This is a genomic window from Nocardia grenadensis NBRC 108939, from assembly GCF_001613445.1.
Lineage (GTDB): Bacteria > Actinomycetota > Actinomycetes > Mycobacteriales > Mycobacteriaceae > Nocardia > Nocardia grenadensis.
This window is the reverse complement of sequence record NZ_BDCJ01000023.1, coordinates 29,787-51,350: the sequence shown is the minus strand read 5'-3', so window position 1 is coordinate 51,350 and position 21,564 is coordinate 29,787. Positions and strand designations below refer to the sequence as shown.

General features: G+C 66.3%; 20 protein-coding genes, 2 tRNA genes and 1 pseudogene. 9 read left to right on the top strand and 14 right to left on the bottom strand.

Translation table 11 applies throughout. The annotated features are described in order from the left end of the window. Positions 1 to 45: 45 nt before the first annotated feature. Positions 46 to 687: an aminodeoxychorismate/anthranilate synthase component II gene (locus NGR01S_RS23630; protein ID WP_063040423.1), complete on the bottom strand. Its 642-nt coding sequence runs from the start codon at positions 685 to 687 to the stop codon at positions 46 to 48. A 155-nt stretch (positions 688 to 842) separates the two neighbouring features. Between NGR01S_RS23630 and crgA the strand changes: the two genes are divergently transcribed. Then, positions 843 to 1,109, top strand: a complete 267-nt coding sequence (crgA, locus tag NGR01S_RS23625; protein WP_030524428.1) for a cell division protein CrgA — start codon at positions 843 to 845, stop codon at positions 1,107 to 1,109. A gap of 92 nt (positions 1,110 to 1,201) precedes the next feature. After that, positions 1,202 to 1,663, top strand: a complete 462-nt coding sequence (locus NGR01S_RS23620) for a PH domain-containing protein (protein ID WP_245664732.1) — start codon at positions 1,202 to 1,204, stop codon at positions 1,661 to 1,663. A 108-nt stretch (positions 1,664 to 1,771) separates the two neighbouring features. Here NGR01S_RS23620 and NGR01S_RS23615 read toward each other — a convergent pair whose 3' ends face one another. After that, positions 1,772 to 2,653 (bottom strand): rhomboid family intramembrane serine protease, encoded by an 882-nt coding sequence (locus tag NGR01S_RS23615; protein WP_063040477.1) that lies wholly within the window; start codon positions 2,651 to 2,653, stop codon positions 1,772 to 1,774. 187 nt (positions 2,654 to 2,840) lie between these two features. Between NGR01S_RS23615 and NGR01S_RS23610 the strand changes: the two genes are divergently transcribed. After that, positions 2,841 to 3,047, top strand: coding sequence for a hypothetical protein (locus tag NGR01S_RS23610; RefSeq protein WP_063040420.1), 207 nt, complete (start codon positions 2,841 to 2,843; stop codon positions 3,045 to 3,047). A 6-nt stretch (positions 3,048 to 3,053) separates the two neighbouring features. Here NGR01S_RS23610 and NGR01S_RS23605 read toward each other — a convergent pair whose 3' ends face one another. Both NGR01S_RS23605 and NGR01S_RS23600 read right to left on the bottom strand, forming a co-directional pair. After that, a complete protein-coding gene (locus tag NGR01S_RS23605; protein WP_063040475.1) occupies positions 3,054 to 3,848 on the bottom strand; it encodes an ABC transporter permease in 795 nt (264 codons plus the stop codon). 59 nt (positions 3,849 to 3,907) lie between these two features. Next, entirely contained in the window at positions 3,908 to 5,002 is a 1,095-nt protein-coding gene (locus NGR01S_RS23600; RefSeq protein ID WP_084481646.1) for an ATP-binding cassette domain-containing protein, read from the bottom strand. Between the two features lie 867 nt (positions 5,003 to 5,869). Here NGR01S_RS23600 and NGR01S_RS23595 point away from each other — a divergent pair. Beyond that, the gene (locus tag NGR01S_RS23595) at positions 5,870 to 6,775 is read left to right on the top strand and encodes an oxygenase MpaB family protein (protein ID WP_063040419.1); all 906 of its coding nucleotides are present in this window, start codon (positions 5,870 to 5,872) and stop codon (positions 6,773 to 6,775) included. Positions 6,776 to 6,906: 131 nt separating this feature from the next. Further along, on the top strand, positions 6,907 to 7,149 hold the full coding sequence (locus NGR01S_RS33260) for a hotdog family protein (RefSeq protein ID WP_063040417.1): 243 nt from the start codon (positions 6,907 to 6,909) through the stop codon (positions 7,147 to 7,149). Between the two features lie 18 nt (positions 7,150 to 7,167). Here NGR01S_RS33260 and NGR01S_RS23585 read toward each other — a convergent pair whose 3' ends face one another. Next, complete coding sequence (locus tag NGR01S_RS23585) at positions 7,168 to 7,467, bottom strand: cold-shock protein (RefSeq protein ID WP_063040416.1); 300 nt, start codon at positions 7,465 to 7,467, stop codon at positions 7,168 to 7,170. Positions 7,468 to 7,579: 112 nt separating this feature from the next. On the opposite strand from NGR01S_RS23585, the gene NGR01S_RS23580 reads away from it, so the two are divergent. Together NGR01S_RS23580 and NGR01S_RS23575 are read left to right on the top strand one after the other, a co-directional pair. Then, complete coding sequence (locus NGR01S_RS23580) at positions 7,580 to 8,221, top strand: class I SAM-dependent methyltransferase (protein WP_063040414.1); 642 nt, start codon at positions 7,580 to 7,582, stop codon at positions 8,219 to 8,221. Between the two features lie 157 nt (positions 8,222 to 8,378). Continuing rightward, positions 8,379 to 8,912 (top strand): helix-turn-helix domain-containing protein, encoded by a 534-nt coding sequence (locus NGR01S_RS23575; RefSeq protein ID WP_063040412.1) that lies wholly within the window; start codon positions 8,379 to 8,381, stop codon positions 8,910 to 8,912. Positions 8,913 to 8,938: 26 nt separating this feature from the next. Here the strand turns inward: NGR01S_RS23575 and NGR01S_RS23570 are convergent, their stop codons facing one another. Next, complete coding sequence (locus NGR01S_RS23570) at positions 8,939 to 9,820, bottom strand: NAD(P)-dependent oxidoreductase (RefSeq protein ID WP_063040410.1); 882 nt, start codon at positions 9,818 to 9,820, stop codon at positions 8,939 to 8,941. Positions 9,821 to 9,996: 176 nt separating this feature from the next. Here NGR01S_RS23570 and NGR01S_RS23565 point away from each other — a divergent pair, with 176 nt between their 5' ends. Beyond that, the gene (locus NGR01S_RS23565) at positions 9,997 to 10,302 is read left to right on the top strand and encodes a winged helix-turn-helix transcriptional regulator (RefSeq protein WP_063040408.1); all 306 of its coding nucleotides are present in this window, start codon (positions 9,997 to 9,999) and stop codon (positions 10,300 to 10,302) included. A 10-nt stretch (positions 10,303 to 10,312) separates the two neighbouring features. Here NGR01S_RS23565 and NGR01S_RS23560 read toward each other — a convergent pair. Together NGR01S_RS23560 and NGR01S_RS23555 are read right to left on the bottom strand one after the other, a co-directional pair. After that, positions 10,313 to 10,385, bottom strand: a tRNA-Ala gene (locus NGR01S_RS23560). Positions 10,386 to 10,476: 91 nt separating this feature from the next. Beyond that, positions 10,477 to 11,753, bottom strand: a pseudogene (locus tag NGR01S_RS23555) (oxygenase MpaB family protein). A gap of 246 nt (positions 11,754 to 11,999) precedes the next feature. Between NGR01S_RS23555 and NGR01S_RS23550 the strand changes: the two are divergent. Continuing rightward, the gene (locus NGR01S_RS23550) at positions 12,000 to 12,650 is read left to right on the top strand and encodes a TetR/AcrR family transcriptional regulator (protein WP_245664731.1); all 651 of its coding nucleotides are present in this window, start codon (positions 12,000 to 12,002) and stop codon (positions 12,648 to 12,650) included. 299 nt (positions 12,651 to 12,949) lie between these two features. Here NGR01S_RS23550 and NGR01S_RS23545 read toward each other — a convergent pair. From NGR01S_RS23545 to recF, 6 genes are all read right to left on the bottom strand, one after another. Further along, a tRNA-Ile gene (locus NGR01S_RS23545) sits at positions 12,950 to 13,023 on the bottom strand. Between the two features lie 180 nt (positions 13,024 to 13,203). Further along, positions 13,204 to 14,310, bottom strand: a complete 1,107-nt coding sequence (locus NGR01S_RS23540; RefSeq protein WP_063040406.1) for a DUF3566 domain-containing protein — start codon at positions 14,308 to 14,310, stop codon at positions 13,204 to 13,206. 39 nt (positions 14,311 to 14,349) lie between these two features. Next, positions 14,350 to 16,851 carry a DNA gyrase subunit A gene (gene gyrA / locus NGR01S_RS23535; protein WP_063040404.1) on the bottom strand — a complete coding sequence of 834 codons (2,502 nt, stop codon included), beginning with the start codon at positions 16,849 to 16,851 and terminating at the stop codon, positions 14,350 to 14,352. A gap of 67 nt (positions 16,852 to 16,918) precedes the next feature. Continuing rightward, positions 16,919 to 18,964, bottom strand: coding sequence for a DNA topoisomerase (ATP-hydrolyzing) subunit B (gene gyrB, locus NGR01S_RS23530; protein ID WP_063040402.1), 2,046 nt, complete (start codon positions 18,962 to 18,964; stop codon positions 16,919 to 16,921). A 308-nt stretch (positions 18,965 to 19,272) separates the two neighbouring features. Beyond that, positions 19,273 to 19,839 carry a DUF721 family protein gene (locus NGR01S_RS23525; RefSeq protein WP_063040400.1) on the bottom strand — a complete coding sequence of 189 codons (567 nt, stop codon included), beginning with the start codon at positions 19,837 to 19,839 and terminating at the stop codon, positions 19,273 to 19,275. Positions 19,840 to 20,185: 346 nt separating this feature from the next. Then, complete coding sequence (recF, locus tag NGR01S_RS23520; RefSeq protein WP_063040398.1) at positions 20,186 to 21,400, bottom strand: DNA replication/repair protein RecF; 1,215 nt, start codon at positions 21,398 to 21,400, stop codon at positions 20,186 to 20,188. Positions 21,401 to 21,564 lie beyond the last annotated feature (164 nt).

Below are 21,564 nucleotides of genomic sequence, written 5' to 3'. Positions count from 1 at the left end.
TACACGAAACCGGGCGGCCGTGCATCGGCCGCCCGGTTTCGTATATCAGACGGCCAGGGAGGCGACCTCCGCCTCCAGCATCTGCACCAGTCCCTCCTCGGGGCGCTCGCCGCAGACTTCCAGCCAGTTCGCCAGCATCCGGTGCCCGCCCTGGGTGAGGACCGATTCCGGATGGAACTGCACACCGTGGATGGGCAGTTCGTGGTGACGTAGGGCCATCACGATCCCGGTCTCGGTCCGGCCGATGACGTCGAATTCGGGCGGGAGTGTCCTCTCCACCACGGTGAGCGAGTGATAGCGGGTGGCGGTGAACGGATCGGGGAGCCCGGCCAGGACGCCGGTACCGATATGGAATACCGAACTGGTCTTCCCGTGCAGCAGTTCCGGGGCCCGGGTCACCGTGGCGCCGAAGGCCGCGCCGATGGCCTGATGTCCGAGGCAGACGCCCAGCAGCGGGGTCTGCCGGTCGGCGCAGGCGCGTACCAGGTCGATACTGGCGCCCGCGCGATCCGGGGTGCCGGGGCCGGGGCTGATCAAAACTCCGTCGAATTCGCCGGCCACGGCCCTCGGGTCCGCGAGCTCCGGGTCGTCGTTACGCCAGACCACTGCCTCGACGCCGAGCTGGCCCAGATACTGGACCAGGTTGAAGACGAAGCTGTCGTAGTTGTCGACGACCAGTACACGCATGCCCAAAAGATTACGTGTTCGCACGCCCGGACACCCGGTCCGGCCTGCGTTTGCGACACAATCGGGCACGCGGACCGTACGGCCGCTGGGCATCACACCGATTACCTGGTGGGATAGCCTTGGAATACGACCTGCACGCTGAACTCGAGGACATCATGCCCAAGTCGAAGGTCCGGAAGAAGACCGACTACACGATCAACCCCGCCAGCCGTACGCCGGTGAAGGTGAAGGCAGCCGGTCCGTCGCCTGTCTGGTACGTCACCATCATGCTGGGCTTCATGCTGGCGGGCCTGGTCTGGTTGCTGGTCTACTACCTCGCGGCCGATCAGATCAGCTGGATGAGCAACCTGAATGCCTGGAACTTCCTGATCGGGTTCGGGCTGATGGTGGTGGGGCTGATCATGACGATGCGGTGGCGCTAGCGGCACCTCTACCGGGGTTACACCGGTGTAATTAATGCACACCTGTGGATAACTCTGTGGATAACCCTCGACCTCAGATGGAGGTACACCGCGTGCAGCCCGACCGCACCGAACCCGGTCTCGCCTGGACGACTCCCCTGCCCGCGTTGATCGCGGCGGCCGGTGGCGGGGTGGTCCTCGCGGTAGCGGCGGTACTGACGACCGAGCTGCCCGGCAAATTCCTGCTCGGGGTGGCCGCACTGGTACTGCTGGGATTGGCCGTGCTCGGAATGCGCCAGCGGCCCCGGCTCGCGGTGGTACCCGGGGAGAACCCGCGGCTGGTGCTGCGCACCCTCACCGGCGTCACCGAGTACACCCGTGACCAGATCCTGCGGGCCCGGGTGGTGGGCTACCGCCGCCTGGGCCGGAAGTCGCCGATGCTGGAGATCGATGTGGACCATCTGGGATCCGAACGGCTGCTGATCTTCGGCCGCTGGGATCTGGGCACGAGCCCCGAGGATGTCTACGACGCGGTGCGGACGGAACTGCGGTTGCGTGGCGACGCCGCGCGCTGAGCACCCAGGCGGGCGGCATCATGGCCACATGAACTCCGCGCGGCCGAATGTTTCACGTTGAACATGCCGGGGCCCACGGCGTCGGAGCTGCGGCCGGGCCCGTCCGGCTCAGCGCAGCGAAACCGCCGCGAGCACTATCACCGCGACGGCCACCACCGCCAGAGCCGCCAACGCGAGCACCCCGACCAACCGGGCCCGCTCCGGCGTGCGAACCCGCAGCCAGGCGGGTAGGAACATGACGCCGAGCGTCGCCAGCGTGCCCGCGGCCAGACCGCCCAAATGCCCCCACAGCGAGATGCCGGGTAGTGAGAAGCTGATGAACACGTTGATCGCGATCAGGATCAACATATTGTTCGGGTTCTGCCGCAACCGGATCAGTACGACCGTGATCGCGCCGAACAAGCCGTAGACCGCGCCCGAGGCGCCGGCCGTGAGACTGTCCTGGGCCAGCAACATCACCGCGGCCGATCCGCCCAGCAGCGATATGAGGTATACGGCCAGGTAGCGGGTCCGGCCCAGCACCAGTTCGATATCGCGGCCGACGATATACAGCGCGAACATGTTCAGCAGCAGGTGGATCAGCCCGTAGTGCAGGAACCCGGAACCGATCACGCGGAACCAGTCGCCGCCGGCCACGGCGGGCGGGTACATGACCCAATCCACGAACAGGGCCGACCCGCGCTCGTTCTCCATCACGCTGCGGGACTGCGCCGCGGTGACGGCGTAGATCACGATGTTGAGCGCGATCAGGGTGTAGGTGACGAACGGGACCGAGCTACGGGCCGCGGCCGAACCCGCTACGGTCCGCATCTGCGGTGTGCTGCGCTGATCGGCGCGTAGGCAATCGACACAGTGCTGCCCGACCGAGGCCGGACGCAGGCATTCCGGGCAGGCCGGACGGCCGCAGCGGGTACAGGACAGACCGGTCGGGCGGTCGGCGTGCCGGACACACACCCGAGCCGGGGTCGAGGGCTGCTGGGGGTTCACCAGGGACTCCGCTTCGTTGCCGGAGCTGTTCCGCAGTGCGCTCCCGACCTGGCCGGGCGTGTCGTACTCACCAGCCCATCGTGCCATGCGCGCCCGCGGTCCGTAGCTCGACGGTGCTGCACTCCGGGCCGATGACAGCGCCCTGACCTGCCGGTCTGCGTTATCCGCCGGGCTGTGTCAGAGTTGTGCCATGAGCTCGAGGCCACTGCGTCCATCCAGTCGTTCGCGCTATCGGTTGCTGGCCGCCGCCGCGGTGGCGGCTGCGGGCGGTACCGCGTGGCTGGTGCGCAGCAAGCGCCCACAACCGCCCGAGCCGGCCCCGGCACCGCCCCGGATCGGCTATACGCGCAACGGCGCCGCGGCGGCTCCGGACGGTCCCGAAGCCACCGCGAACTGACCGTTCTCAGCGGCTGACGGTCCTGCGGTACTGCCGCAGCGCCAGCGGGACGAACACGGCCAGAATGATGACCACCCAGACCAGGGTGGTCGCCACCGGGTGCCGCATCGACCAGGCGGTGGACTCCGCGGTGAGCGGCGCGGTATTACCGAACAGTTCCCGGGACGCCTGGGTGAGGGCCGAGACCGGATTCCATTCGGCGAAAACGCGCAGCGGTGTCGGCAGCTCGTCCATCGGCACGAAGGTGTTCGCCAGGAAGGTGAGTGGGAAGATCACCATGAAACTGGCGTTGTTGAACACCTCGGGCGTGCGCACGATCAGGCCGACCACGGCCATGATCCAGGAGATGGCGTAGGCGAACAGCAGCAGCAGGACGTAGGCCAGGATCGCGTCCACGACCGACCCGCGGATCCGCCAGCCGACCACCAGTCCGGTCAGTGACATGACCACCAGGCTGACCACGTTGATGACCACATCGCTGACCGTGCGTCCGATCAGCACCGAGGACGGGGCCATGGGCAGCGAGCGGAAGCGATCGATGATGCCCTTCTGCATATCCTCGGCGAGGCTGAGCCCGGTGAACGTGGACCCGAACACCACTGTTTGGACGAAGATGCCCGCGATCAGGAATTCGCGGTAGCCGCCCTCCATACCGGGCACCTTGATTGCGGTACCGAAGATATAGGCGAACAACAGGACGAACATGATCGGCGAGAGGGTGCTGAAGATCAGCACGTCGGGCACTCGCTTTATCTTGATCACATTGCGTTTGGTGACGGTCAGACTGTCGCTGACCACCATGGACAGCCGCTCGACCAAGGTGGGGTTCTCCCCGATATCACCGACGGTCGCCAGCGCGGTCATCTGCTTCTTCCTTCCATCGCCTCGATTGCTTCGACTTCGCGCGGCGGACCGGATCCGCCGGCCGTATCCGCCGCGGGGACCTCTCCGGGGCGCCCACCGCCCTCGGACGTCCGGCCCTGCTCGTAATCGCCGCCGTCATCGGCCGTTTCCTCGGCCTCATGCCCGGTGAGCGTGAGGAACACATCGTCGAGCGAGGGCCGCCGCAACCCGACGTCCTGGATCTTCACCCCCTCGTCGCTCAGCTTGCCGATGGCGGCGACCAACGCCTGGGATCCGTCGCTGACCGGGACCACCACCCGACGCAGCCCGGGTTCGATATGGATATCGCCGTCGGCCAGCGGCGCGAGCGTCCGCCGGGCCACGGCCAGATTGTCGATGTGATCGACGGTCAACTCGATCCGATCACCCCCGACCATGCTCTTCAATTCGTCGGCGGTGCCGCGGGCGATCACCTGACCCCGGTCGATGACCGCGATGGCATCGGCGAGGCGGTCGGCCTCTTCCATATATTGGGTCGTCAGCAGCAGGGTGGTACCGCCGGCGACGAGTTCCTCGATGACATCCCAGAGGTCCAGCCGGGCCCGTGGGTCCAGACCCGTGGTGGGTTCGTCGAGGAACAGCACCGGCGGGTTGGCCACCAGTGCCCCGGCCAGGTCGAGCCGACGGCGCATACCGCCGGAGTAGCCGCGGACCGGGCGGTCGGCGGCATCACTGAGACGGAATCTCTCCAGTAGCTCGCGCGCGCGTTCCTTACTGCGCCGCGTGCCCATGTGATAAAGCCGCCCGACCATTTCCAGGTTCTCGAAACCGGTCAGATATTCGTCGACCGCCGCGTACTGCCCCGAGGCCCCGATCCGCGAGCGGAGCGCACGCGGCCGGGCGAGTACGTCGATCCCTGCGACAGTCGCCCGGCCGGCGTCGGGCACCAGCAGAGTGGTGAGCACCCGGACGGTGGTGGTCTTGCCGGCTCCGTTGGGTCCCAGTAGCGCGGTGACCGTGCCTTCGGGCACGGTCAGATCGAGGCCGTCGAGTGCGCGCACCCGGCGGCCGTAGTGTTTGACGAGACCCTCGGCGACTATTGCGTCGGGCATGATTCTCCTGAACTGAGTGATCGACAAGGACGAGTCGTATATCGCCGGTGGCGAGCCACCGACCTCAGGCGCTTCGGCCGCCCGGCCGACACTGTGCAGTATCGTCGCGGCCACCGACGTTTTCATCCGATTTATCCGGTTCTCCGGCGTCCTCCCCCACTACTCCAGGGCCCATCGCGGACCGGCAACGGATGCGGGACACACCGGATCTCATATCCATCGCTCCCGGTCGCGAAATCGCGCGTGGCGCACCACTCGATTCGGTTTCCGCGGCTACTCGAGTGCGCTCCGGAGCACGACAGTCGAAGTGGCCGTGCGCACGCCGACAGTGCACAACGGCATAGTGACAGCCGGGTCCGACAAGTCGGCCCGGACAATGCTCGGCGAGAGCCGCATATCGCCGTGTTCCGCTGGGCGGAATGCAACGGACCGGTAGGTCAATTCGATTGATCGACAACACTTCCGGCCGTTCTTCCGCATGGTCCACCGACCCCGGCACGACACTGTGATCCGCACCGAAAAAAGTTCGAAACTCCTGGGCCCCATATGCGCGCATTTTCGCGATATCGCGTAGGATCGGTGCCGTCGGCCCCTCCCCCCCGGGCCGACCTTACGCGGGCCTCGGCTAACTCCCCCCCTTCGCCGAGGCCCGCTCTCATATCCGGGCTCCGTCGCCACCGCACACCCGGCCCCCGCTCCCCCTTTTTCGGGTACCGCGTTCCGCTCCACGAACATCGGTCACGTACGGCTCCCGAAACCACTTCCCGCCCTTCATCAGGACGCCGCGCGCATCTCCCAACGCAATAGTGAGAGATTTGCAGTATCATCGTCTCATCAGATCGATGCAGTAGATCAAGGGAGATCCGCATGACCGCGTCCGTCGCAGCCACCGACACGCACGCTCCGGTGGAGCGCCGCCCCTTCGGTCCCGGCACCCGGACCTGGGAAGAAACCGGCCTGATCACCTTCTCCCTCACCGCGGGCTCCGCCTTCCTCCTGCAGACCATGGAACCCACCATTTCCGCGGTGGTCGATGCCCACTCCACCTTCCGTACCGACCCGGTCGGCCGCGCGGTACGCAGCCTCTCGGCGGTGATGATGTGGACCTACGGCGGGGAGGAATCGCTGGGCGAGACCGACCGGCTACGCAAGATGCACACCACCCTCAACACCACCGACGCCAAAGGCGTCCGGCACACCGCGCTGTCCAGCGGCCCGTGGGCCTGGGTACTGCACACCGGCACCTTCGCCTTCTCCGAGAACGCGAAGTACTTCTCGAAGCGCCCGCTCACCGCGGCGGAGAAAGAGGATTACTACCGCGAAGCCCTGCAGCTGATGCGCAACTTCTCGGTACCCCCCAAGGAACTGCCGGCCACCTACGCCGATTTCGAGAAATTCTTCGCCGACCAGGTCGAGAACCATCTGGAGGCCACACAGACCGCGAAGGATTATCTGAAGGTCATCCGGACCATCGCCCCACCCACCCAGCTGCCGGGGGCGCTGCGCCCGGTGTGGCGGACGCTGACCGGCCCGTTCGGCCGGATGCAGTACTTCGTCACCGTGGGTACCACGCCGGAGGCGGCCCGCCGCAAACTGGGTCTCACCTGGAGCGAATCCGACGAACGGAAATTGCGCGGCCTCGGCTGGTTCCTCGCCCGACTGGTCCCGCTGCTGCCGGAACGGCTGCGGTACTTCCCCATCGCCTACGAGGCCCGCAGGCTCGAACGCGACAAGGCACGGCTGCGTAAGGTTATCGATGTGCGGCCGCTCTGAAACGCCGGGGACGAGGAGGAGCTGATCATGACCGGGACGATTTCGATTCCCGGCTACGAGCAGGTGGTGACGCTACCCCGCGAGCTCGGCCATACACAGTCCCGGAGGTCTACCGCGACGAGAACGACCATATGAACGTCACGCACTATTTCGCCTTGTGCGTATCGGCCGCGACCGGGGTCTTCGAACGGGCGGGAATCACCGACGAATACCGCGCCGACCGGGGTACCGGTTTCTTCACCGGCGAACACCACATCCGGTACTACTCCGAAAACGCACAGCCGGACGGCCGCGGCGTTCGCCGCCGATACCGCGGCCGCCCTCGACCGGGAACTCACAGCGGCCGCGGTGGATTGGCCGGCACCGCTCTGTAGCGCCATGCGGGTCCGGCGTTAATTCCGGCTGCGGCCGCCGCCCGGGACGGTATCGGGTAGTCCGGCGCCGGCCTCCGGCCGGACCGTCACCGCCTCGTGCCCGCGGGGCCGGGCAGTGCTGACGAACAGCACCGGCTGACCCGCGTGCAGGGTGCGGTAGCCGTCGGTCTCTATGCACCGGTACTCGACGAATACCTGATCGGTTCCGTCGTCGGGTTTTATGTAGCCGAAGCCCTTCTCCGAGTCGAACCAGAAGACCCGTCCGCGTCTCCAGTCCGATCCGTCGATCCCGGGCCCGCTGAAATCCGTAGCAGGCATTACCAGGTCTTCTCCCTCGTCTGCGCAGGGGCGACACCACCAAAGCTACGCCCCGGCACCGCGAACGTCACGAGCGCCGCCGGGTTACGCCCCGGACACTACTGTCTTCCCGGTGACCGAATCCTGTTTTCTCTCTCGTACCCGCGCCGGTTACGACGCGATCGCCACCGCCTACGCCGAGCATGCGGCCGGCGAAATGGACAGGCGGTTCTGGGACCGAGCGGTACTCACCGCGTTCGCCGAGTCGGTCGGCGATTCGGGTCCGGTCGCCGATATCGGATGTGGGCCGGGCCGGATCGCCGCTCATCTGGCAGCGCAAGGGATCCGGGTCCACGGTATCGACCTGTCCCCGGCAATGGTGGCACTGGCGCGGAACGCCTATCCGGATATCGATTTCGAGGTGGGAACCATGACCGCGCTCGATATCCCCGACGGCTCGCGGGCCGGCGTGGTGGCCTGGTATTCCCTCATCCATATCCCGGCGGCCGAACGCGGCGGTGTGCTCGCCGAGTTCCGGCGAGTTCTGCGCCCCGGCGGCAAACTGCTGCTGGCCTTCCAGTCGGGTACGGACGTCCTGCATCTGGAGGAGGGCTACGGGAACGCCATATCGCTGGACTTCCATCGCATCTCGACCGGCGAGCTCGCCGATTCCCTTACGGCGATGGGATTCAGCATCGAGTTGCGGCTCGACCGCAGCGCCGAGGACGGGGAGCGGACCGGGCAGGCGTATTTGATGGCGACCCGCTCGAGTTGATAGTAACCGCTATTTCTATCAAAAGGACCGTACATAACATCATTTTGATAGGTATCAGGTTGATCGGTTTTCCCGCGAACAGCCCGCGGGCCGTGCTCTCGATCACTACATCGAAAGGATATTTGACGGCATCATTTCGATAGATAACCCTGGTCAGGTGGTGATCAAGAAGAACCCGCTCGGCCCCACCGGCGATACTGTGCGCGCGAACGTCCTGCGGTATCGCAATCGGATGAACCTCGGCTATGCCGATCTGGCGCGCAGGCTCGAGGACATCGGACGCCAGATCCCGGTGCTCGGCCTGTCCCGGATCGAACGGGGTGAGCGGCGGGTGGACGTGGACGATCTGATCGCCCTGGCGGTCGCGCTCGGCGTCTCACCGACCAGCCTTCTGCTGCCGGACACCTCGACGGCCGACGAGCCCGTGAAAGCCACCGGGATCGACGGCACGGCAGCGGATCTGCTGGGCTGGCTCCGCCTCTACACGCCGTCGGCGCATATCGGCAGACCGGCCGGCGAGCGCTTCGTCCGGGACGCCATCCGGTTCATCGCCGACGCCCGGCCGCGCTGGGATATCGAAAGCCTCACCCTGGAGCAACTTCCGGGCGTGGACCATATGGAGTACGCCGCCGAGATCACGGAGAAGGCCCGCCTGGCGAATCCGGCACCGGAACCCGGACCCCACCGATAACGGCGGAGGTCGGGCCCGGCCGGAACCTATGCGGAGTCGCCGCCTCGCATCAGTTCGAAAACGGACACCGGACGTCCGGCTCGCTCGCTCGCGCTCCGCGCCCGGCGCCACAAGCCCTGCGCCGCACGGGAAAGCGTCGTATCCACACCGGCCTCGGTACCGGCATCGATGATGTGCTGCGCGCCCGCATCCATCATCTTGAAGGCGGCGAGATCGCCCCAGCCACCGGCCTTCGCCGCCGCGGCGTACTCGGTCATGAAGAACGGGTATGCCTCGCTGGACCGCACGGCGTACGGCAAGAACCGGTCGATATCGGCCCCGGAGCGGTCGATTACGGCAAGCGCCTGGTCGAAGGCGAGCATCCACGGATGGAAGACGGTCAGCAGCGCCTGATAGAAGACCTGCGCCAGACCGTCGTCCACCCCGAGGTACTCCTGCGGACTCAACGGCCGCAGGAGTTCGGCATGGGCGTCGAAAACCTCCCGCGGTCCGCTGTAGAACACATACGAGGCCGGGTGGGCGATATTGTCCCCGGCGGACATGAAACCGCCGGAAAGGAATTCGGCACCCTGCTCACGCACCCATGCCGCACCCTTACGCGCGTTCTCGGGCGAATCCGAGGACAGGTTGGCGATCACCTTGCCGGGCAGACTGCCGGCCGCCGGGCCGAGTACGTCGTACATCGCCACGTAGTGGGTCAGGCTGAGCACGGCGACTTCATTGGCTTCCAGTGCGTCGGCCGCGGTCGCGGCACGTTTCGCCCCCTCGGCCACCAGCGCGTCGGCCTTGTCGCCGCTGCGATTCCAGACGGTGACCTCGATACCGGCGGCGAGGAACGCCCGCACCATCGCCCGGCCCATCGGCCCCAGCCCGATGACACTGACGGACCGGATCTTCTCCTGAGACATTCGATGTCCTTCTCGGTAGTGGTTCAGCTGGTTGCGGCGCCGATACCGATGCTGGCCACGTGGGTAGAGTCGGACAAGAACGCACCTGCGGATGTGGTTGCTTACCGCCAGGTCCGTAACGAGGTCAGGAGGATAAGGTGGCCGGCGCGAGTGATGCGGATCACCAAGTGTGTGGGATGTCGCTGGCCATCGATGTGGTCGGTGGCAAGTGGAAACTGCACCTGATGTGGGTCCTGGGTGCGAGCCCACAGCGGTTCGGCCAGATTCGCCGGGCGTTGACGGGGGTCAGCGAGAAGGTGCTGACCGAGAATCTGCGCCAACTCGAGGCCGGCGGCATCGTCCGGCGGGAGGTGTACGCGGAGGTCCCGCCGCGGGTCGAATACTCGCTGACCCCGCTCGGGGAGGAGCTCGCCCAGGCGCTGCGTCCGCTCGAGGAATGGGGAGACAGGCACCGCGACCATCTGGCCGCAGTCGCCTGCTAATCGCCCGAAGTGGAGCCTAGGGGAATCGAACCCCTAACCCCTGCCTTGCAAAGGCAGTGCTCTGCCAATTGAGCTAAGGCCCCGGGCAGTCGTGCGGCCGGAGCCGCAAGTCGCCTGCGAAACACTAGCGTTCCGGCACGTACACCGTCAAACAAGGATACCCGCGGGCACCGATCAGCGCCGTAGGGCGCCGGTCGCTTCGAACTCCGCTTCCCGGCCCTGCATCTGTTCGCGATACCAGTTCTCCCGGTGCCAGAGCATGATCCGCTCGTGCGCCCGGCCGAGCGGCGGCACGCGGCGGAGGAATTCCACGGCGGTGACCAGCGGAATCCTGGCGATGGGGACGTGCACCCACGGGAAGGCCGCCGGCATCCGGTAGCGGCGCCGGGTGGTGGACAGCACATAAAGGGCCGAGTAGGCCGACTGGATCGGATAGTTGTAGTGCGCCCGCAGCCGAGCCGCGCCCCGCTGCTCCGGGCCGGGGGGCGAATGCCGCGGGATAGGACTCGATGAGTTCGGCGCCCTGCGCACCGGAGAGGTACGATCTCGCGACCATCGTCATCGCCATCACCCGCAGCGTGTCGGCCACGGTCTCGGGGTGCCACGTCAGCCGAACGCACAGAAGATATCCCATGTACTTCTGGAAATGCAGGAGCGCCCGGAACTCCGCGGGGGTCGTCTGGTGGCCCAGCGCCCACAGCCCCAGGCCCGGAATCGTGCTCCCGGCGATCAGCGTCAGCAACTGATAGGTCTGGCTGATCGGCAGCCCCCACCGCTCGATCTCCCATTCCGGATGCCGCTGTACACCCGCGCGCACCGAGACGTGCATGATCCGCACCTTCAGCGCGGTGGCCCACCCCGGTGAGCCCGGACTCAGCAGCGCACCGGGCTGGGAGACATCCATCCAGAACCGGCAGGTCTCCAGGAAGCGGCGCAGCGCGCTGTCCCCAGCGTAACCACCGGCCAGCGAAAGCGGTGTCGCGACCGCGGATTCGGTGTACATCTCCAAGGTCTCCGCACCCGCGAAACCGAACAGCACGGTGCCCCAGCGCCGCCAGACCGCGGCGCCGCGTTCGACCAGCTCCGGACGGACCCAGTCGGGTACCGTCTCGAACTCGTCGAACAGCTCGCGCATGGCCATCGGTGCGTCGGGGACCGAGTCGATGCCGTCACGCAGCGCGGTGTCCAGCAGCCGACGGCCAGCTCCCGGCCGGTCTCCCCGCACATGACCTCCGCGGCGAAACGTTCCGCGACCGGATCGCCGGCGAACATATCCGCGCACAGCGCCCGCGCCTGCTCGTCGGTCGGAAACAGCCCCGAGCGGTCATCGTCCGGAAAACCCGTTCGACTCGCCTGACCGTGGGAGTGTCTCGCGCCTGCCAGTAACGGAAGGCCGTCGGGCATTGTGTGTCCGTTGCGTCCCCGGCCGGTGTCGCCGCTGGTATCGACATCGCTGCTCTCCTCACCGGGGCCGCCCGGGACCTGATGGCGGACCGCGACGGCGCGATCCCACCCATACTGAATCGTATGGATTAACTGTACTTCATAGTACGGAGATGGCATCGGACACTTCCGCACGGCAGAGACACAGATCGCGGGCTCGACCGGCGTCCGGCCATGATGGGCGAATACGTCGAGGCCGTCGGCCCCCTCCCCTACCATCGGAGTATGAGACTCAGCGCTGACCTGTCGAACCGATGACGGCGGGTTCGTCAACGGCTTCGCACCCCGATCCCGCCGACGACCGGACGGCGCCACCCCGACCCCGATCGAAAAAGGCTCGCGCCCAACAGACCCGGCGCCGGCGCACCGCCCGGCTGTCCTACGACGACTGGGTCGACGGGGCGCTCGAACTGCTGTCCCGCGAAGGCATCGCGGCGATCAGGATTCCGCGGTTGTGCCAGGAGCTCGGAGTGACCAAGGGCAGCTTCTACTGGCATTTCGACGATATCGAACAGCTCATGGCGGCAATGGCCGACCGCTGGAGCGCGGTACAGAGCGAGACGATACGGGAGCTGGGCGGCTTCGTGGAGATCCCGGTGGAGGAGCGGATCGAGAAGATGGCCGCCATGCTCGTCGACCACCGGCATTGGATCGTGGAGACCACAGTGCGGGAATGGTCGCGTAGCAACCCCAAGGTGGCCGATGCGGTACGCACCCTCGACCAGCGGGTGTTCGAGACGGTTTACCGGACGATGCTGGACCTGGGATTCGACGAGAACCAGGCCGGCCTCCGGGCAGGCGCGATGGTCTACATCGGCCTCGGCTTGATCCACGGCCGGGACAATCTGCCGACGCCGACCACCGAACAGGTGTACTCGGTCATCGAACTGCTGGCCCGGCCGTGATCACGGCGACCCGGTTGTCACCGGGTCCGCCGGCAACGACAGCGAACGTCGCCCGGGGCAAGGTCAGCGTGTGGTGACCTCGTGCCACAGGTCGGCGTCGTCACGCTGGCGCAGCTTGCTGATACCGATGAGAACCGCAGCGACAAGACCGATGGTGAGAACGTATTTCATGCTCTCGAGCCTAGTCCTGTGGCACCGGGACAGCTCAATTCCGGACCGGACGGTATCCGGGAACGCCGAGGGAAACGAATCAGCCCCCGAACCTGGAAAGGTTCGAGGGCTGGTGTCTCGTACAAGTGTGGGTCTAGGAGGACTTGAACCTCCGACCTCTTCGTTATCAGCGAAGCGCTCTAACCGCCTGAGCTATAGACCCGCGGGGTGCATCGAACTTCAGTTTCGCACGTGAACTGTAGTTCTATGACCGAGAACAGAGACTACAGGAAACCGTGATTTCAACCAAAACAGCTGGTCAGAGCATTGACGTCGAAGCTCGACCGAGAAGCGGAACGGCCGGCGCCCAGGCCTGGCGCCGGCCGTTCCAGATGTGTACGAATCAGTCCGGGTCGGCCAGCGTGACCTGGATCCCGCCGACCATATCGCAGCACTGGTTGTAGATGAATGTGCCGACCGTGGCCAGCGCGGTGAACAGGACGACATTGATGAGCCCGATCACCCCGGCGTAGCCGAAGACCGTACCCGCGTCGATCAGCCCCACCGAGCCGCTGTCCGGAGACACCATGTCGGTGAAGGTGCTGTTGAGCCGCTCCCAAACACCCATGCCCGCGAGCACCATGTACAGCAGCGCGACGGCGATCATCCAAACGAAGAACATGGCCACGCTGATCACCAGGGTGATCTTCAGCGTGGACCACGGATCGATCCGGCGCACCTGCACGGTGGCGCGCAACGGTTCTCCGCCGAGCACCGCCTGCGGCAGCCCGCGCGGCGCCGCCGGCGGGGACGGGGCCGCGACCGGCGGTGTGTACGGATTGTGCGGTTGATTGGGCGGCTGTTCCGGGGGTAACGGATGCCGGATCTCGGAAAGATCCGGCATATCCTTCACCAGCTCCGGACGCGCGATACTGCGCGTCGGCCCGTCCAGCCCAACGGATTTGGACATGGCCGCTTCCTTGCGTGCCGCCTTGGCCGCCAGGTCGCTGGTGGTGCGGGCATTGGTGACCCCGCCCTGCAGGCCGCCACCCTGCAGGCCGCCGCCGCCCTGCAGGCCGACCGACCGCTGGGCGCCGCCCACCGGCATATGGCCGGGCCGCGAGAGATTCGACTGCGGTTCCCGCTGCGGCAGCTGCGACCAGCCCTCCTGGTATCGGTTGGTGTCCTGACCGTTGCCGGGCTGCTGGTTGCCCGCCCCGCCCTGCTGATCGCCCGGTCCGCCACCGGCCGACGGACCGGAACTCCGGTCCGTCGGGGCGTTGCGCGATTCGGACGCGAATTCGCCTTGCTGCTCCTGCTTTTCGGGCTGCGGACCACCGGCGGGCGCACCGCCGGACGGGTTACCGCCCGGCTGCCCGCCTGCCTGTTCGTGGTCCGCGGCCTCGCCCGGCCGCTGAGTCGGGCGCGGCGAAATCGGGGACGGGGTGACCCGCTCGGTCACGCCGTTCGTCTGCTGCCGCTCGTCGCTCGGCTGTTTCGGAGTGGTCAATGGGAATCCTCGGATCCGTTCTTTGCCGCCGATATGGGATTACTGCTCGGGAGAACCGCCGCCGTCGATCTGTTCGGGCTCGTCGGCGTTACGTGCGATCGCAAGCAAGGTATCGCCCTCGGCGAGGTTCATCAATCGCACGCCCTTGGTCTGCCTACCGGCCTTGCGCACCTGCCGGGCGGCAGTACGGATAACGCCTCCACTGGAGGTGATGGCATACAACTCGTCGTCGTCGTCGACGATGAGCGCCCCTACCAGCGTGCCACGCCGGGTGTCGTACTGGATCGTCAATACACCTTTTCCGCCGCGTCCCTGCGCGGTGTACTCCTCGATAGCGGTCCGTTTGGCATAGCCGCCCGAGGTCGCTACCAGCAGGTATGTCCCGTCCCGGACCACATTCAGCGACAGCAGGGCATCCTCGGCATTGAACCGCATACCCTGCACCCCGGAGGTGGCGCGTCCCATCGGGCGCAGCGCCTCGTCGGTGGCCGAGAAGCGGATCGACTGACCCTGCGCGGAGACCAGCAGCAGGTCGTCCTCGGCCGAACACAGTACGGCGCCGACCAATTCGTCGTTGTCGCGCAGGTTCACCGCCACGATCCCGCCGCTGCGGTTGGAGTCGAAGTCGACCAGGCGCGACTTCTTGACCAAGCCCTTCTGCGTGGCCAGCACCAGGTAGGCGGCATCCTCGTAGGATTTGATCCGGATGACCTGGGCGATCTTCTCGTCCGGCTGGAAGGCCAGCAGATTCGCCACGTGCTGTCCACGCGCGGTGCGGTTGGCCTCCGGCAATTCATATGCCTTGGCCCGGTACACCCGGCCCTTGTTGGTGAAGAACAACAACCAGTCGTGGGTCGAGGTCACGAAGAAGTGCCGGACGATATCGTCCTGCTTCAGACCCGCGCCCTGCACACCCTTACCGCCGCGCTTCTGGCTGCGGTACAGATCGGTCTTGGTGCGCTTGGCGTACCCGGTCTCGGTGATGGTGACGACCACGTCCTCACGGGCGATCAGGTCCTCGTCGGCCACATCGCCGTCGGCGGAGATGATCTGGGTCCGCCGCTCGTCGCCGTGACGCTCCACGATCTCGGCGAGTTCGTCCTTGACAATCGCGCGCTGCCGTTCCGGCTTCTCCAGAATGTCCTTCAGATCGGCGATCTCGGCCTCGAGCTTGGCCAGTTCGTCGACGATCTTCTGCCGCTCCAGCGCCGAGAGACGCCGCAACTGCATATCCAGGATCGCGGTGGCCTGGGTCTCGTCGATATCGAGCAGTTCCATCAGGCCGGTCCGCGCGGTTTCGGTATTGGCCGACCGGCGGATCAGCGCGATGACCTCGTCCAGCTGATCCAGCGCCTTGACCAGACCGCGCAGGATATGGGCCCGCTCCTCGGCCTTGCGCAGCAGGTAGCGGGTACGCCGGACGATGACTTCCAGCTGATGGTTCACATACAGCCGGATCATCTGATCCAGCCGCAGGGTGCGCGGAACGCCCTCGACGATGGAGAGCATATTCGCACCGAAGCTGGTCTGCAGCTGGGTGTGCTTGTACAGGTTGTTCAGCACGACCTTGGCGATCGCGTCCCGCTTGACGGTGACCACGATGCGCAGGCCCACCCGGTCCGAGGACTCGTCGTGGATATCGGCGACACCGGCGATCCGGCCGTCCTTGACCTGTTCGGCGATCGCGTTGATGAAATTATCGGTGTTGACCTGGTACGGCAGACCGGTGATGACGATCGTGGTGCGGCCGCGGGCGTCCTCTTCGATCTCCACCACGCCGCGCATCCGGATGGACCCGCGCCCGGTGGTGTAGGCATCGTGGATGCCCTGCGTGCCGACGATCAGGCCGGCGGTCGGGAAGTCCGGACCTTTCACCCGCTCCATACAGGCCGCGAGGGTGGCTTCCTCGTCGGCGTCGTGGTTGTCGAGCACCCAGTAGATGGCCTGGGCGAGCTCGGTCAGGTTGTGCGGCGGGATATTGGTCGCCATACCGACCGCGATACCGTTGCTGCCGTTCATCAGCATATTCGGCACACGGCTGGGCAGGACGACCGGTTCCTGGGTCTTGCCGTCGTAGTTCGGGATGAAATCGACCGTGTCGTGATCGATTTCGCGCAGCAGTTCCATGGCCAGCGGCGTGAGCCGGCATTCGGTGTACCGCATGGCGGCGGCACCGTCGTTACCACGGCTGCCGAAGTTGCCTTGGCCGTCGACCAGCGGGTACCGCATGGCCCAGGGCTGGGCCATACGGACCAGGGTGTCGTAGATGGCCGAGTCGCCGTGCGGGTGGTAGTTGCCCATGGTGTCGGCGACCGGCCGCGCGGACTTCACATAGCTGCGATCGGGTCGGTAACCGTTGTCGTGCATCGCGTACAGGATCCGGCGGTGCACCGGTTTGAGGCCGTCACGGACCTCGGGGAGCGCGCGGCCCACGATCACGCTCATCGCGTAATCGATGTAGCTGCTCTGCATCTCCTGCTGGATATCGACCGGCTCGATCCGGTCGCCCGCGCTCTCCGGCGGCAGGGTGGTGTCGGTCATGCAATCTCCTAGGTACTGACGGAATACGGCGGGTCACCGCGCGCGTGAGCGCTGCGGGCGGACCGCCCTATACGTCGAGGAAGCGGACGTCCTTGGCGTTACGGGTGATGAAGCTGCGGCGAGCCGCCACATCCTCGCCCATCAGGACGCTGAACAGCTCATCCGCGGCGGCCGCGTCGTCCAACGTCACTTGACGGAGCACCCGGACCGAGGGGTCCATGGTGGTCTCCCACAGTTCCTTGGGGTTCATCTCGCCGAGACCCTTGTACCGCTGGATACCGTCGTCCTTGTTGATCTTCTTACCGGCGGCCAGACCGGCTTCCAGCAGACCGTCGCGCTCCCGGTCGGAGTAGGCGAACTCGGGATCGACCCGATGCCACTTCAGCTTGTACAGCGGCGGCTGCGCCAGGAACACGTGCCCGTGCTCGATGAGCGGCCGCATGAAGCGGAACAGCAGTGTCAGCAGCAGCGTCGAGATGTGCTGGCCGTCGACATCGGCGTCGGCCATCAGCACGATCTTGTGGTATCGGAGTTTGGCGATATCGAACTCGTCGTGGATACCGGTGCCGAAAGCAGTGATGATCGACTGGACCTCGGCGTTCTTGAGGACCTTGTCGATACGCGCCTTCTCGACATTGATGATCTTTCCGCGCAGCGGCAGGATCGCCTGGTACATGGAGTCCCGGCCGGATTTGGCCGAACCGCCGGCGGAGTCGCCCTCGACGATGTAGATCTCGGATTTGCTCGGGTCCTTGGACCGGCAGTCGGCCAGCTTGCCCGGCAGGCCGCCGATATCCGTCGCGCTCTTGCGCCGGACCAGCTCACGGGCCTTCCGCGCCGCGACCCGGGCCTGCGCCGAGGACACCGCCTTGTTGACGATGGTCTTGGCATCCGCCGGATTGGCCTCGAACCAGTGCGCGAGATGCTCGTTGCAGGACCGCTGCACGAACGACTTGACCTCGGTATTGCCGAGTTTGGTCTTGGTCTGGCCCTCGAACTGGGGCTCGCTCACCTTGACGCTGACGATGGCGGCCAGGCCCTCGCGGATATCGTCCCCGGTGAGGTTGCCGTCCTTCTCCTTGAGGAGCTTCTTCTCCTTCGCGTACCGATTGACCACCGTGGTCAGCGCGGCACGGAAGCCCTCTTCGTGGGTGCCGCCCTCATGGGTGTTGATGGTGTTGGCGAAGGTGTGCACCGACTCGGAGTAGCCGGAATTCCACTGCAGCGCGACCTCGAGCTCGTGCCCGGTGCCCTTACCGTTGAAGGAGACCACCGAGTTGTGAATCGGCTGCTTGGTCCGGTTGATGTGCCGGACGAAATCTTCCAGACCGCCCGGATAGTGGTAGGTGCGGGTCTTCACCTTGGGTTCGGCCGCGGGCTTCTCGCCGTTGTCGTCGTGCTTGGGCGCTTCCGCGGTGTCGCTGACCACCTCGTCGGTGATCTCGGTATCGCTGACGCGCTCGTCGGTCAGGACGATGGTCAGGCCCTTGTTCAGGAAGGCCATCTCCTGCAGGCGCCGCGATACGGTCTCGAAGTTGTAGGTGGTGGTCTCGAAGACCGCGGGATCGGCCCAGAACCGGATGGTGGTGCCGGTGGCCTTGGTCGGCTCGCCCTGAACCAACTGCCCCGGGACCGCGTCCTTGTAGGTCTGGCTCCAGTGGTACCCGTCGGTGTCCACCTCGGCTTCGAGCCGGCTGGACAGCGCGTTGACCACGGAGATACCGACACCGTGCAGACCGCCGGATACGGCGTAGGAATCGGAGTCGAACTTGCCGCCGGCGTGCAGCTGGGTCATGACGACCTCGATGGTCGGAATGCCCTGGGCGTGCATGGCGACGGGAATACCGCGGCCGTCGTCGACGACCTGGACACCGCCATCGGCGAGGAGAGTGACCTCGACCTTGGTGGCGTGGCCGGCCATCGCCTCGTCGACCGAGTTGTCCACGACCTCCCAGATCAGGTGGTGCAAACCGCGCTCACCCGTGGAGCCGATGTACATGCCCGGGCGCATCCGCACCGCCTCGAGGCCTTCCAGGACCTTGATGGAGGAGGCACCGTAGTCCTGCTTTTCCGATGCGCTCGAGCCTGATGCTTTGGAGTCTTTGGCAGCCACTGGTCGGTAGCTCTCCTTACTTGCTGATCCCCGGGACGGCGGTGGGACAGCGCACGTGGGCCCGGGACCGATCAGAGGGCTGCACGCAACGCGCCGAGGGTATCGCCGCTGATTTACAGTTCCATCCTACTTCGCGGCCCAACTTACAGTGCACCTGCGACACCCCTGACGGCTTCCTGGGTGAGAGAAATCGGACCGGCACGGGTCCCCTCGCGATGCGGCCGTTTCGAAGCACCAGATTCGGCCTGAGAGTTCACTGAGGCGCGGGGGCCCCGGACGCACGGCCGCGTTCCACGTGAAACCGGGTTCTAACCGTAGGTATCGCGGGGTCCACGACCCCGGATATGACGTTGCCCTTTACGCCAGCTCGGCGCTGTCGGCCCGGAGATCCGCAGTGAACGCACCACCCCGGGCCCCACCGCCGCGCTGATCTTCGCGAGCAGCTGCGCCTGCAGCAGGCGTAACTGTGTGGCCCAGGCCGTGGACTCGGCCGCGACACTCAATACCCCGTTCTCGAGAGAGACCGGTTTGGCATGGGCGGCGATGTCCTCCCCGACCACACCCGACCAGTGCCCGAACACTGTGCCCTCGGCGACCTTGGTGGACCAGCCGCGGCTGCGCGCGATCGAGGTGGCGAGTTTGGACAGCGGCTGCGGGTCGCGGTCGTCAGGGCGGGGGCCGGACCACCCGCTGCGGCGGCGGGCACCGGAACGGAGACCACGACGCGGGGAGGAACGTCCCTGACCGACGGATTTACCGCTGGCGCGTGCCGCCGCCCGAGCATCCTCCAGCGCCCGGCGGGCCAGGTCGACCCCGCGCAACTCCGGTTCGGTCGGAGGCGTTGCACCTCCGGGCGTTCCGGGCTGGTCGGTCATCGCTGCTCCACTCACCGGTGCGAGTTATCCCCAGGTTCGACCGGTTTTTCCTCAGTCTGTGCACATCCGGGAACCTGCGTCCGGCATCGCGCCTCCCGGATCGGCCCGAAGGCCGAGCCATCGAGAATACGCGCAGCTCAGGGCCGGTATTTCAGGTGCCGGTTCCGGTTTTCACCGAATGGACCGGGCAGCCGTCCGGAGTAAGTGGCGACGACCTGGTCGAATAGGTTATCCACAGGCTGTGGATAACCTGGTTCCGATGCCGGACGGGGGATAACGGTCCGGTGTACCGGCTCACTCTACGAACGGCCCGGCGCGCATGCAAGACAGCGGCGGCGCGTGTCCGTCATCCGGGCGGATCACCGGCGACAGCCGGCGGTGGGTCGCCTCCGGCGACCGGACTATCCGGCGCGAAACCGGATATCCGATGCTCCGGGTCCCCGGTGGTCGTCACCCGCAGAGTCGCACCGATCAGCTCGGCGGGCACATCCTCGGGGACGGCCGCGGTGATCAGTACCTGCTCGGCGGCCGCCGCCACCGTGGCCAGCGCGGTGCGGCGACGCCGGTCGAGTTCGGCGAAGACATCGTCGAGCAACAGGACCGGTTCGGCTCCGTCCGCGCGGAGCAGTTCGAATGCCGCGAGCCGCAGCGCCAGCGCGAACGACCAGGACTCCCCGTGACTCGCGAAGCCCTTGGCCGGAGTTTCGCCGAGCATCAACTCCAGTTCGTCCCGATGCGGACCGACCAGGCAGACGCCTCGCTCGAGCTCCTTCGACCGCGCGGTGGCGAGTTCGCGCAGCAGGACCTCCTCCAACAGCGCCGCGTCCCCGGGATCGGGCGGCCGACCGGGATCGAGTAAGTCGGCCGGCAGCGCCCCGCTGCGGTACCCGATCGCCGCCGGCCGCGACTCCGGCGCGAGAGCCGCGTACGCGCGGACGAGATGCGGATGGAGTTCGTGGACCAGACGCAATCGCTCCGCGAGCAGGATCGACGCATGATCCGCCAGATGTCCGTCCCAGACATCCAATGTGCTCAGATCCGCCCGCGCGGACCGGCCCGCGGTTTTCAACAGAGCCGAACGCTGCCGCAGCACCCGGTCGTAATCAGCACGTACACCGGCCAGGCCGGGGCGCCGCGCAGTGCACAGCTCGTCCAGGAAACGACGCCGCTCCCCAGGGTCGCCGCGGACCAGCGCCAGATCCTCGGGAGCGAACAACACCGTGTGCAGAATGCCGAGAATCTCACGCGGCCGGCGCACCGGAGACCGGTTGATCTGGGCCCGGTTGGCCGCACCGCGGTTGAGTTCGATGTCGATCCGCAATTCGCGGCCCAGATGCACCACGTTCGCGCCGATCCGGGCGCGTTCGGCGCCGGCCCGGACGAGTGGCGCGTCGGTGGAGACCCGGTGCGACCCCAGCGTGGACAGATAGCCCAGCGCTTCGAGCAGGTTGGTCTTGCCGTTACCGTTCGCCCCCAGGAAAACCGTAGGGCCTGTGGATAACTCGACCTCAGCGTGCTCCCAGGATCGGAAATCACGCAAGGTCAGAGCACGGATATGCACCTGTTCACACCATCCGGCAAATGACAGCCCAGTTATCCACAGCTGTGGATAACTGGGGAGAGCGCAGGTCGCGGCAGTGGTTTGCGGAGGTATCGCTACCGACCGCCACCGCAGGTACGGTACACCCATACCCCTGGTAACGGGCGGAGGTGCGCCGGTTCGTC